Source organism: Pseudoalteromonas sp. bablab_jr011 (genome assembly GCF_016464045.1).
Taxonomy (GTDB): Bacteria; Pseudomonadota; Gammaproteobacteria; order Enterobacterales; family Alteromonadaceae; genus Pseudoalteromonas; species Pseudoalteromonas lipolytica.
The window spans coordinates 21,733-33,038 of the sequence record NZ_JACDWU010000303.1 but is presented as its reverse complement, the minus strand read 5'-3'; the positions used below and the strand labels follow the sequence as shown (position 1 = coordinate 33,038).

The following is an 11,306-nucleotide window of genomic DNA, read 5'->3' as shown; positions in this document are numbered from 1 at the left end:
CATAAAGCCCCCGATTTGAACAAAGTGATCGATAGTGTGACTAATACTATTAACTGCAAAACTAAACATAATAGTAAAAATAAAACATCACTAAGCTTTACACTTACCTCTGAGTTGAGTAACTTATCAACTGCAAGCTTTAATTGTTTGTAACTTTTAAAAGGGCTCATTCTTTTGACTCCTTATTTTTCTGGTGGCTAGTCGTCAAACTTTCTCCACCAGCATTTGAATTAGAAGCCTGTACAGTTGGCGCTGTAGGGGCTTTTTCATTTTCGGTTTGTTGATTGAAGTGATCATCATTTGCAGCATCACTTACTAAGTCGGCAAGCTCTGACTTTGCTCTGATAGATTCAATAAAGGCTTTAGATTCTCTAATTCGACCTCGCTTAGCCTGTTTGTGCGAATCTTGTTTATATTCGCTTTTCCGCTCAGCTCTTGCTTTTGCATCTTCAAGCTTTGAACCTGATTTATGTCTTGGGTCTAAACTACGCGCAAAAATAACACCTCTATCATTTGTATGGTTAATGATGTTCCAGCAATACTTATCGCCTCCTAAAATTTGTATTGGGCTTCGCTGGCGACCATTAAAGATGCGGGTTAATTCGGCTTCTGATACTTCATCATCATCTAAAAGTAATAAAAGCAATTGGTAAGCTTGTGTATTTTCTTTAGGTATATAACAAGGGTTAAAATCGTTAAGTTTTCTCATTGCTATATCTCCTTACTCGCTAACCAAGATTGAAGGTCAGAACGCCTATAGATACAGCAACGGCTACTTATGCGGATTTTTTTAGGGAAAGTTGGATCTTGTTCAGCCAAACGCCACAATGTCGGCTTGCTCACACCTATATAAGCAGCCGCATCTTTTAAGCGTAAGTTGTCATTTGTGTTAGTAAAGTTCATGAATGAAACCTCTGTTGTTAATAGAAGTTTCATAATATTCGAGATGTGATGATTGAATGGTGAGTTAAAAGTTGCGACTTCTAATTTATCTTTAGAGGCATTCCAGCTAATAGCTTGAATCAATCAAAATAAAATCGGAATAGTCTATGTTTATTCTGTGACTTTTCTCTTTACTAGCAAAGCTATACTTGACTGCTACTTCTTTGCTCTTTTCAATCGCATCGTAAATCCATAAAGGTTTATCGATCATGCTTTTTATATGTGGCAGTGAATAGATTCCCTTTACTCGATAGCAACTAACTATCCCTTCTATCAAGTGAAGGACTTTTCTTACTTCTTTCCAATGCCCTTTAATTGATCTCAGTCCACATGTGTAATCATCAAATCTTTTGTCTTTAGATTTTGGATACATGATTATATCGTCTTTCAATTCTTGAAAATTAATTTCTGTCCGATCAAAAACATACCCTCCCTCGTAACTTTGATAGAATGCTAGCCCCCGAATCAGATAATCATTCCATGAATAATAAGAATCAGGATTATGTTCCTTATGCGTTGTAAAGTGCTCAAAGCACTGAAATAAAACAAACGCTCTATAAATTTTCTTCATCGCCGCAGCTATTGACTTATCTATAGATGTCCATGATTTACCATTGGTATATTTCTTTAGGCCAGTTTTGTTAGTTAGCCCATATTCTCTTAATATTGCAGTGTAAATCGCATCAACAAAGTCCTTTCTTTTTTTAGCTCCTTGCTGATCAAAATTTGGATAAGCAATTATTGAAAGGTAATCAATTAAAATTTGCCTCTCTCTAAAAATGAAACTGTGATTTTTACTAGCTATCGGCAATAAAACACAATCTTCTAAAAACTTTTTTAATAAGTCTTGTTTAATCGTCATGTTATTTCGATCCAATTTTGTAATCCTTGTCGATATCATTCCAGCCTTGCTCCAAGCTCACTAAGTGACTTGCCATATCTTGTTCATCGTGCCTTAAATAGTTAGCCGCGATCATCGAACCATCTTTATGCCCGACTAAGCCTGCAATTGTTAATACAGGCACACCACGAGCCACCAGCTCAGATATAAAATTATGTCTAAATGAATAAAAATCTAAACTCTCAGGCACACCACCAAGCGCTTTAACATGCTTCCAGTGTCTCAGATGGGCTTTGCGCTCTAAACTATTATTAGTGCGTTCTGATTTGAATATTAAGCCATGTTTAGCCTGTTCTTGTTGTGCTGCCCAGCTATCGAATACAAACTTTAATTCACCTGTAACAGGAAACTTTACCTTTCGGCTGTTTTCTGCCTTTTTAGTTTTGCTAGGTGTAAAGGTTAATGTCGTCTGATCATTGAATTGATTAAATAGTAAGTTTTCCCATTTCAGATTATAAATGTCGGCTGGGCGCATACCTGTTAAACGAGCTATATGGCAAAAAGGAATAAACCAATGTGGGTAATTTAAGTTATCTAAATTTACTAAATGGCTTTTGCCGTGGGCTATGCTTGAACGCCTTTGCTCTTTCAACTTATCAGCATAGAGCGTTAACCCTTTATGTATTTGCTGTTTAACTTCACTACTGAATATATCGCGCTGGTGGCTTAGCTTTTCGTTATGGGCTTCTAACTCGTCTTGCTCTTTAATTGTTAGTGCTGGCAAAGTAAGGCTCTTAATTGGGTTCACTTTTAGAATAGGCTCACTTATACCCTTTAATGGCTGGGCGGCATAATTAAGCATGGCTTTAAATGCGCCAAAATCTCTTACTAGCGTAGAGCGCTTTATGCCTTTAGCTCTGCGTTTGTTGTACCACTGTAAAATATCAGCACTATTTAGTTTATCCATATCTCGGCCAAACAAGTGCTCAAAGTTATGCTTAATCACTTTTAAAGTGCCAGAACCGTATCTGTAGTTATCTAATTTATGGGGTGAATAAATAGCATCAAAAAAAGCCCCCACAGTTAAGTAAACATTTGCCGCTTTTAATTGTTCTTCTTCACGTTGTATTTGTGCTAGTTCTTCTTTATGCGAAAGTGGATCTATTCCATCCCTAAGTTTAGCTTTCCAAGAAATAGCTTCTTGTGCCGCTTGGTTTGGTTTTATGTTTGCGTCTGCAATTGTTGCAGTTCTTCGTTTACCAAGTAAATCTGTATAACGCAATCGCCACGCGCCACCACTGGAAAGTTTAAGATAAAAGAAACCAGCTATTTTATCGCACCCTAACTGCTGTCGTGGTGAAGCTGCTTTTTTAAATGCTGATAATTTAGCCTGAGTAATTGAAGTTAAATCTGCCATATTGAAACCGAGCGTGTAGCCAATGTGTAGCCAGTATAACTTAATTTTTAGAAATTTGCTGAAACCTTGTGAAAACTAAAAATAATACTAAACAATAACTTATTATTTTTAGAGCTTACAAAACAATGCTCTTAGCTGTCATGGGGTGTCAGGGGTCGCAGGTTCAAATCCTGCTATGCCGACCATTTTCCTCCCCCACTGTATCTCTAATCGCTTTCTTTATTGCGTTGCAGTTTAAACTTAGTGAATATTTGGTTCACATCTACTTTTGCGCCTAACTTTGCAGCGATTAAAAACAACCCTGCTAACTTCCTGTGTACGAATAGTGCGTCAACTGGTGGTGCATGCCAGTATTGCGATGCAGTGCTCATTTCAAGACCGAGTTCTTTGATGCGTTTTGGTAAATCGCTTTTAGCGAAATCGTACTCGCCTTGGCAGCTAAGTGGCTCACACGCGAGTAGAAAAATATCGACAACGTTATCAATGTATTCTTGCGCTAGTTCTTGCCCAAAATACCCGATACGCTTGGCTGCTGCTGCAACTTCTGCTCTGTCATTTTTGGCGGCTGCAGATAATAATTGCAAATAACCATTGCTTATATGTTGAGGTAATTCACGCGTTGCGCCAAAGTCTAATAACACTAAACGCTGCTGGTCCATTTGATACTGATAGTTGGCAAAGTTCGGGTCTGTTTGTATCAGCTTAAAGGTAAATAGCTCATTCAAAAACAAACGCAGTAACTGTTCTACCGCTTTGTTTCTTAACGCTTGCTGTGCATCTACAAGTGCCTCTATCTCTTGCCCTTCAACAAAATGCATGACTAGTATCTGCTTTGAGCTGAGCTCATCAACCACTTTTGGAATAACGTAGTTTTCATCATCGGCTAAGCAAGCGCGATAACGTGTTAGGTATCGTGCTTCAAGTTCGTAGTCTGCTTCATTTATCAATTGCTGTTTAGCTTCATCAATAAGGGGTTGCAGGTCCACATTTTTTGGGAGCAGGCCACTTATTTTGAGTAGATAAGCAAGGTTATCAACATCACTGGCAATCCCTTTTGCAATGCCTGGGTATTGAACTTTCACCGCCAGTTTTATCCCCATTTCAGTGTAGGAAATATGCACTTGCCCTATCGACGCAGCAGCGAACGGCCGTAATTCAAAGTGTGATAAGTGCTCTAGCCACGCATCCCCCCAATGGTTGCGCATTACCTGTACGAGCTGTTTGTGTGGCATAGGTGTCGCCTCAGCACGTAATCGAGCGAGAATAGCCGACAATTCGGGCGTAAGTAACTCACCACTGTCCATCGACAACAGTTGGCCTAATTTCATTGCTGCACCACGTAAATGGGCAAGCTGCTCGGTAAGACGCTGAATATTCTTAGGCTGTAATAATAATTCTTGACGAGAGGTTTCCTTGCCAGCGACCCATGCTTTTGCGCCTGAAAACAGCATATTTCCCGCTACTTTTGAGGCTAAGGCTCCAAGGCTTGCAGCCCTTGAAAACCTTGATGTAGGCACTGCACTTTGTTTAATAGTCATAGCGTGTCATGTATTTTATATATCATCCTATAAATACGTAAATGAAAGCACTTTAGATCCCCTTTGTATTGAGCTTTAACAATGTATGTAATTTTAAACACGACACAATACACGCTATAAAAATCAATTAACTTGTAGTGAAGATAAAAAGTGATTTCGTCATTTATCACGCAAACTACGTCATTTTAAGCCACTAAATTGAGGCGAAAATTGGAAAATTCCTAAGTATCGACAATACTTTATTATTATAAATCACTCATTTCTCAGCTCTGGCCTCTCAATGTCTCTTAGAACACAATTAATATTATTATTGAGCACTTTGTTTATTGTCGTTTTGATAAACACTTTTATTGTCTTTATTCTCGACAGAGAAGGCCGTTTAAAATTTGATGTACTTAATCATACTCATGAAATTATTGATCAATCTGAACGACTCTATAATCATATTATTAATGCTGAAACGGGCCAAAGAGGTTATCTTTTAACAGAAAACCTCAATTATCTTGATCCCTACTACCGTGGTTTAGAAAAAACGAAAGAACAATTCCTAATACTCAATAAGCTGACTCTGAATGACAAAAAACAGCAACAAAACCTTGCACAACTTGATGCATTGATTGAGAAAAAATTCGCCGAACTGAACTTAACGATTAATTTAATAAAACAAAATACGCCCCATGCAGCCGAAGAGGCAAAAAGCATTGTTTACACCAACGAAGGTAAAGCGTTAATGGAGCAAATTGAGGCGTTAATAAAACAATTTCAAAATGTTGAGCGTACAAGGTTGGCTGAGCGAAACGCAGATTTTCAGAAGAATCGATTACTTATTACGCAAGTCGTATCTGTGCAAATTCCGTTATTTATTTTCCTATCCATTTTTTGTGCTTTTTACATTAACAATAAGCTGTTTAAACCGCTTAAGAGATTACTTAAAAATACCGAAAAGCTAGAAAAAGGCGAAATACCTGATCTTATTGAAAAATGTGACACCAATGAAATTGGCTATTTACTTCGACGTTTTCATCGTATGAGCAATATTATTTACAGACGCACCAACAAATTAAGTTTTTTGGTAAGTCATGACCACCTTACAGGTGTGTTGAACCGAACAGAGCTTGACCGTCAATTAAAATTCGCCATTAGTGCAAGCTCAAAGAACAATAAGATGGCTGTTATATTTATCGATATTAATCAGTTTAAACAATTAAACGATCAATACGGTCATGTCGTTGGTGATAAAGTGCTTGTTGAAGCTGCTAAAAGAATAACTGGCGCTGTGCGTGCTGATGATGATGTATATCGTTATGGCGGTGATGAATTTATTATTGTGGCTCACCACCTCAGAAAACTAAGTTATATTGATGCGATGATCAAGCACTTACTCGATAAGTTCAACAGCCCCTTTGAGATAGAGCAGCATAACTTAAAAGTCACTTTAAGTATTGGTATTGCTGTCTCACCCGATCACACAACTGACCATACACAATTATTAAAATTTGCTGATCAGGCAATGTACGAAGCCAAGCAAAGCCAGTTACACACATATAAAATTTTTCAAGGAATTGAGGGAGATAACTGAACTTATTCAATGCTAATTACGTACAAATTTGCAAAAAGCTCAGTCGCTATGTATAAAAAACATACACTCATTTAATTAAGGTGCCCTATGCATATTTTATTAACAGGTGGAACAGGCCTCATTGGAAAGCATTTGTGCCCATTTCTTTTAAACCATCACAAAGTCACAGTACTGAGCCGAAATCCTATTCAAGCCAATGTATTACTGACTCATCAAGTGCATGCTGTAAAGTCGTTGGATGAGGTTGATTTTGAAGATATAGATGCAGTGATAAATTTGGCTGGCGAGCCTATTGTTAACAAACGTTGGAGCGAGTCACAAAAACGCCGTTTGCTCGACAGTCGAATAAACCTAACATTGCAAATATCTAAAGCGATTAGCCGGTGTGAAACGCCTCCTCATACCTTTATTTCTGGTAGCGCCATTGGTTTTTATGGTCGTCAAGGCGACAAACATATAGATGAGGAATTTAATGATATATACCCAGAATTCAGCCATGTTCTTTGTCGAGATTGGGAGCATGCTGCCACCAAAGCGCAATCAAGCAAAACCCGTGTTTGCTTGCTGAGAACGGGTGTTGTTCTTGCCAAACAAGGTGGCGCACTGAGTAAAATGTTACCTGCATTCAAGTTTGGTTTTGGTGGGCCTTTAGGGCATGGTCACCAAGGCATGTCTTGGATCCATATTGACGATATGATTCAGCTGATATTATTTGTACTGACCCACGACGACTTGCATGGGCCAATTAATGCCACAGCTCCAAACCCAGTTGACAATAATGAGTTTAGCCAAACATTAGGGACGGTACTTTCGCGCCCCGCCATGCTCAGAATGCCTAGTTGGTTACTTAAGCTGATGATGGGTGAAATGTCAGACTTACTTATCCATGGTCAGTTCGTCATCCCGAATAAATTACTCGCGCATAACTATCGCTTTCATTACCCTGAGCTAAAACCTGCGCTGGAAAGTTTAAAACTGTAATACATTGATAAGTAAAATTAAATTTGTATAAACCTTTACTGTATGCTGTTATGCAGTAAAGGTTTTCTAACTATCATGGCAAACCAGTGATGTACCAAAATATACATGTAGCTACGTCTTCATAGTTAAACTGTGGTTTAGCGTATGAAGCTCATTTGTAACCCATTCTTTGTCTAAGCACTGTTCTAAATTAAGTTCTGCAAATCTTAAAAAATTACGTGCAGCATGAGACAAATGCCGATCTGTCCGAACAACAAAATACCAATGACTTGCCAGCTGAACATCAACAACATTAAGCATACAAAAGCTTTTATCGTGTGCTGGCAATACATGACGAGACACAACACCTAATCCCATTCCAGAACCGACGGCAACCCTAATAGCCTCATTACTTGCCATTTGCACGGTGTCACTAAGTACAAAGCCACGGCTTTGTAACTCACTTTCGAATAACATGCGTGTCGCCGAACCTGGCTCACGCAATAAAAAGCGCTCAGTCATTAAATCATGCAGTGTTACGTGTGAAGATTTAGCCAGTGGGTGATTCATCGGCGCGATAAACACTAAGGGATTTTGTAAAAAACGCCCTGCTTTCGCGTGCTCAAGCGACGGTGGATGACTAAATACATAAATATCATCTTCACCTCTTTCAAACCGAGCCAATACTTCGGCCCTGTTTCCTATTTCTAACGGAAGCTCTACATGCGGATGTAAATTACTGTATGGCCCTAATAGTTTTGGCAGGATGTATTGCGCTGTATTTACAATCGCTATTTTGCAACGTCCCCGCTCACCGCCTCTCAATTCAACCAAATAATCTTGATAATCGTCAAAATGACCAAACACTTGCTGACAAGTTTGAAATAAAGCAAACCCGGCTTCGGTAATATGAATACGCTGCTGGTTAACCACAATAAGGGGCTCGTTTACAGTTTCTTGCAGTCGCTTTATTTGCTGCGATACTGTTGGCTGCGTTAAATGTAATTGCCTTGCCGTTTCACTAATTGAACGTGTTTTAACTACACACATAAACACTTCTAATAGCCGAAAAGAAATATGTCGTAAGTCCACAACCCAACCCATAGATAAAAACCTATATGATGGTAGCATTTATTTAATTATTTACTATGTGCTTTTTTATTTAGAATAGCGGCGCTTTTAACTAAGAGGAGAAAAAAGTGCCTGATATTGTTGTCATGTTTTTTGTTTTAGGGTTAGCCGCAGGTTTATTACGATCTGATCTAAAAATTCCGCAAGCAACTTATGAAACTCTCAGCCTATTGTTAATGCTAACAATTGGTTTAAAAGGTGGCATGGTGCTACACGGAAATATACATTGGCAATTATTACCTGAAATGGGATCGGTATTGTTACTCGGAGCGTGTATCCCTCTTCTACTTTACCCCGTGCTCAAACGCTTACTTAATTTATCGGTCGCAAACAGTGCAAGTATTGCAGCACATTATGGCTCGGTGAGTGCAGGTACATTTGCTGTTGCTTTGGCGTACGCCGAATCAAATTCACTTGTGGTAGGTGCCGAAGTAACCCTGTATCTCGTCATGCTTGAGCTGCCGGCCATTATTGTTGGCTTATTGCTTTATCGCCGACTAGGAAATAAAGCCTCTGCAGGTAACCTATCGCTTAAGGCGCTGTGGCATGAAACCTTAACAAACAAAAGTGTTATTCTGCTTGTGGGTGGCGTTATTATCGGCATGATGTATGGTACACAACAAGGCAGCCAAGTTACGAGCTTACTAACCAATAGTTTTAAAGTTGTATTAGCCTTATTTTTACTTGAAATGGGTCTTATGGCAGCACAAACATTACGCCCTATTCCATGGCATCATTGGCGCTTAGCGTTGTTTGCACTTATTACACCCAACTTATTAGGTGCGATTGGTGTTGGGGTTGGCACCGCATTGCAGCTTGAGCTTGGCTCAATCGTAATTTTAGGAAGCTTAGTTGCTAGCGCATCTTACATTGCAGCACCTGCTGCGATTAAAGCAGCAATCCCCGATGCAGATATTGGCTTAGCTATGTTAAGCTCGCTTGGGATAACCTTTCCGTTTAATGTATTAGTCGGTATAGGTTTGTATCATCATATGGCATTACTAATCTCATAAAAAAGTGAATTTAAACATCACTTTATGAATGCGATTTGGACTAAAGTCGTTTAATATAAAGAAAAAATGTGCAAGGACTTGCTATATGTTTGATCAATCTCTCAGCACAGAGCAACAGCATGTGAGTAACATTTTTAAGCGCTTATGTGCTGAATACAATGTGCAAAATAATGCAGAACTTGAGCACCATTTATCATTACAAAGCGGATTTAGTGAGCACTGTATTTTCAGTGCCACCATCCCTTATTCATTAATTGATAAAACGAGTAAAGCAACACACGTGAGTTTTGACTATTTACTTAATGGTCAAAATCAACACACGGTGCAATTAAGTAATGACCAATTAAAAGCGATTAAGAACGGCATTATCAAAAGTATCAAAAAAATGTCTATGGCTGGCTTAATTAAGGGTGAAAATCACAATCAAGAAACACTGGGTGAGCTGGCAGAAATTCATGTAGAACAGATTGAAAACGAGTTAAAAATACAAAGCCAAGTTAAATAACTTGGCTTTTTTAATTCTTGCCTTTGTATAACTCATTATAGATATCGGCAATATTATTTTGTTTATCATAGTAGCGCTGCAATTCGCCCAGCGATAAATCTTTTAACGTATCATCAGTAAAATCGATTGGTTCGGCAAATTTAAAGTTGGCTACATTTGGCGACTCGCCTAGTAAAGCCGCAATTTCACTTTTTAAAGCTTCGGCTTTATTAAATAATTTGAGCGCTTTATTTATATCGGTTTCATTTTCAGCCTGAATGGTACACCAAACGACTTCAACCGATTTGCTTCTTATTTGATCTTCAAATATGTTTTTACGCGCAATTAGCCATGTACTCGCTATAAGCAAGATAGCTAAAACGGCAATTGCACTGTAAATTAGTTCAAGCATCACGTTCCCTCGGTAAACTAAATGTTACTATACACCCAAACTTGGTTCGTTATACATCAGGAAAAAGCATTATAAATGATAGTACGAGGCTGATATATAAGAAATATCTGATTCGCGCCCAATCTCTAGTGTGGCCAACTTGGACTCACCAAAAATTTTAACTTCGTTTTAAGCAAACTGGGGAAAAGCATCACCACAGCTAAGGCAATACTAATGTAAAGGACGACAAAACTGTAAATGTAATGAATATAGGCGTGCTCGGCTTGGATATCCAAGACAACAAATTTAAACCATAAAATAAAATGGCTCATTGATAAAACAATGGTTAGCTTAACAACACAAAGAAACAATTGTCCAAAATTGAAACTTAACTTCGTGTGTAAATAGTAAAGAAAATATATGCTGAGGAGATTGATCAAGCTTGCTACTAAGTAAATATTCTGTGTATTACCAATATTTTGATTCTCAGCGATAAAGATTAATACATATTCCATAAGTAAGGACGTGAGCGCATACTTTACCACCACTGTTGCTATTGATAAAAAATCACTAAAATGTTCACTATTTTTTAAAGCACGATACAGTGACAAAGCAAAAGCTAAAACATACATAACAGCAATGATTGCTTGAAGAGAAATTACTTGATGGCTCTCCGTTGCGACCATCAATTCTTTATATAAATTTTGAATATATTCAAACATTTCTTACCCTTATGCTGAGACACAAGGGTAAGATGTAATGGAGAAAAAAACCAGTCTCTAAAGCTATGTATTTTTAGTTTTCTTTCTTTTTCTCTCTAATAATAACAATCCCACCAGTTCCGTTTAATTGTTGTTCTTCTTTTTTCTTTTCACGAATAATCACAATACCGCCAGTACCCTGTAGCTTTGTAGTATCAAAACTTGTTGCTGGTGCTGCGTCGAATGCTAAAGTAGATAGTAATAGGGCTGATAAAGTCATTTTTTTGTTCCTTCATTGTTAAAGATGCT

At 38.1% G+C, this 11,306-nt stretch carries 13 protein-coding genes; 4 read left to right on the top strand and 9 right to left on the bottom strand.

Features of this window, described 5'->3' with window-relative positions; genetic code table 11:
• Nucleotides 1-166: 166 nt before the first annotated feature.
• From JIG41_RS19100 to JIG41_RS19080, 5 genes are all read right to left on the bottom strand, one after another.
• A complete protein-coding gene (locus JIG41_RS19100; protein WP_199525293.1) occupies nt 167-709 on the bottom strand; it encodes a hypothetical protein in 543 nt (180 codons plus the stop codon).
• A gap of 2 nt (nt 710-711) precedes the next feature.
• Entirely contained in the window at nt 712-903 is a 192-nt protein-coding gene (locus tag JIG41_RS19095; RefSeq protein WP_199525292.1) for an AlpA family transcriptional regulator, read from the bottom strand.
• A 106-nt stretch (nt 904-1,009) separates the two neighbouring features.
• Nucleotides 1,010-1,804: a hypothetical protein gene (locus JIG41_RS19090; RefSeq protein WP_199525291.1), complete on the bottom strand. Its 795-nt coding sequence runs from the start codon at nt 1,802-1,804 to the stop codon at nt 1,010-1,012.
• Between the two features lies 1 nt (nt 1,805).
• Complete coding sequence (locus JIG41_RS19085) at nt 1,806-3,200, bottom strand: integrase family protein (protein ID WP_199525290.1); 1,395 nt, start codon at nt 3,198-3,200, stop codon at nt 1,806-1,808.
• A 206-nt stretch (nt 3,201-3,406) separates the two neighbouring features.
• Nucleotides 3,407-4,738, bottom strand: coding sequence for an AarF/ABC1/UbiB kinase family protein (locus JIG41_RS19080; RefSeq protein ID WP_199525289.1), 1,332 nt, complete (start codon nt 4,736-4,738; stop codon nt 3,407-3,409).
• 280 nt (nt 4,739-5,018) lie between these two features.
• Here JIG41_RS19080 and JIG41_RS19075 point away from each other — a divergent pair, with 280 nt between their 5' ends.
• Both JIG41_RS19075 and JIG41_RS19070 read left to right on the top strand, forming a co-directional pair.
• Nucleotides 5,019-6,317, top strand: a complete 1,299-nt coding sequence (locus tag JIG41_RS19075; protein ID WP_199525288.1) for a diguanylate cyclase domain-containing protein — start codon at nt 5,019-5,021, stop codon at nt 6,315-6,317.
• An 87-nt stretch (nt 6,318-6,404) separates the two neighbouring features.
• Nucleotides 6,405-7,298, top strand: a complete 894-nt coding sequence (locus JIG41_RS19070; RefSeq protein ID WP_199525287.1) for a TIGR01777 family oxidoreductase — start codon at nt 6,405-6,407, stop codon at nt 7,296-7,298.
• A gap of 111 nt (nt 7,299-7,409) precedes the next feature.
• Here the strand turns inward: JIG41_RS19070 and JIG41_RS19065 are convergent, their stop codons facing one another.
• Nucleotides 7,410-8,369, bottom strand: a complete 960-nt coding sequence (locus JIG41_RS19065; protein WP_036967747.1) for a LysR family transcriptional regulator — start codon at nt 8,367-8,369, stop codon at nt 7,410-7,412.
• A 107-nt stretch (nt 8,370-8,476) separates the two neighbouring features.
• On the opposite strand from JIG41_RS19065, the gene JIG41_RS19060 reads away from it, so the two are divergent.
• Entirely contained in the window at nt 8,477-9,421 is a 945-nt protein-coding gene (locus tag JIG41_RS19060; RefSeq protein WP_065978525.1) for a sodium-dependent bicarbonate transport family permease, read from the top strand.
• A gap of 85 nt (nt 9,422-9,506) precedes the next feature.
• Nucleotides 9,507-9,926 (top strand): hypothetical protein, encoded by a 420-nt coding sequence (locus JIG41_RS19055; protein ID WP_065978526.1) that lies wholly within the window; start codon nt 9,507-9,509, stop codon nt 9,924-9,926.
• A gap of 10 nt (nt 9,927-9,936) precedes the next feature.
• Here JIG41_RS19055 and JIG41_RS19050 read toward each other — a convergent pair whose 3' ends face one another.
• The 3 genes from JIG41_RS19050 to JIG41_RS19040 all read right to left on the bottom strand — a co-directional run bounded on the left by JIG41_RS19050 (nt 9,937) and on the right by JIG41_RS19040 (nt 11,277).
• Nucleotides 9,937-10,317: a hypothetical protein gene (locus JIG41_RS19050; RefSeq protein WP_036967741.1), complete on the bottom strand. Its 381-nt coding sequence runs from the start codon at nt 10,315-10,317 to the stop codon at nt 9,937-9,939.
• Between the two features lie 125 nt (nt 10,318-10,442).
• Complete coding sequence (locus JIG41_RS19045) at nt 10,443-11,018, bottom strand: hypothetical protein (protein WP_199525286.1); 576 nt, start codon at nt 11,016-11,018, stop codon at nt 10,443-10,445.
• A gap of 73 nt (nt 11,019-11,091) precedes the next feature.
• The gene (locus JIG41_RS19040; RefSeq protein WP_199525285.1) at nt 11,092-11,277 is read right to left on the bottom strand and encodes a hypothetical protein; all 186 of its coding nucleotides are present in this window, start codon (nt 11,275-11,277) and stop codon (nt 11,092-11,094) included.
• Between the last annotated feature and the right edge of the window lie 29 nt (nt 11,278-11,306).

What these genes read in the sequence shown, in the direction of transcription:
- JIG41_RS19040 (WP_199525285.1), bottom strand. Translation starts at nt 11,277, where the DNA reads ATGACTTTATCAGCCCTATTACTATCTACTTTAGCATTCGACGCAGCA.
- JIG41_RS19095 (WP_199525292.1), bottom strand. Translation starts at nt 903, where the DNA reads ATGAACTTTACTAACACAAATGACAACTTACGCTTAAAAGATGCGGCT.
- JIG41_RS19070 (WP_199525287.1), top strand. Translation starts at nt 6,405, where the DNA reads ATGCATATTTTATTAACAGGTGGAACAGGCCTCATTGGAAAGCATTTG.
- JIG41_RS19050 (WP_036967741.1), bottom strand. Translation starts at nt 10,317, where the DNA reads ATGCTTGAACTAATTTACAGTGCAATTGCCGTTTTAGCTATCTTGCTT.
- JIG41_RS19045 (WP_199525286.1), bottom strand. Translation starts at nt 11,018, where the DNA reads ATGTTTGAATATATTCAAAATTTATATAAAGAATTGATGGTCGCAACG.
- JIG41_RS19055 (WP_065978526.1), top strand. Translation starts at nt 9,507, where the DNA reads ATGTTTGATCAATCTCTCAGCACAGAGCAACAGCATGTGAGTAACATT.
- JIG41_RS19075 (WP_199525288.1), top strand. Translation starts at nt 5,019, where the DNA reads ATGTCTCTTAGAACACAATTAATATTATTATTGAGCACTTTGTTTATT.
- JIG41_RS19085 (WP_199525290.1), bottom strand. Translation starts at nt 3,200, where the DNA reads ATGGCAGATTTAACTTCAATTACTCAGGCTAAATTATCAGCATTTAAA.
- JIG41_RS19080 (WP_199525289.1), bottom strand. Translation starts at nt 4,738, where the DNA reads ATGACTATTAAACAAAGTGCAGTGCCTACATCAAGGTTTTCAAGGGCT.
- JIG41_RS19090 (WP_199525291.1), bottom strand. Translation starts at nt 1,804, where the DNA reads ATGACGATTAAACAAGACTTATTAAAAAAGTTTTTAGAAGATTGTGTT.
- JIG41_RS19100 (WP_199525293.1), bottom strand. Translation starts at nt 709, where the DNA reads ATGAGAAAACTTAACGATTTTAACCCTTGTTATATACCTAAAGAAAAT.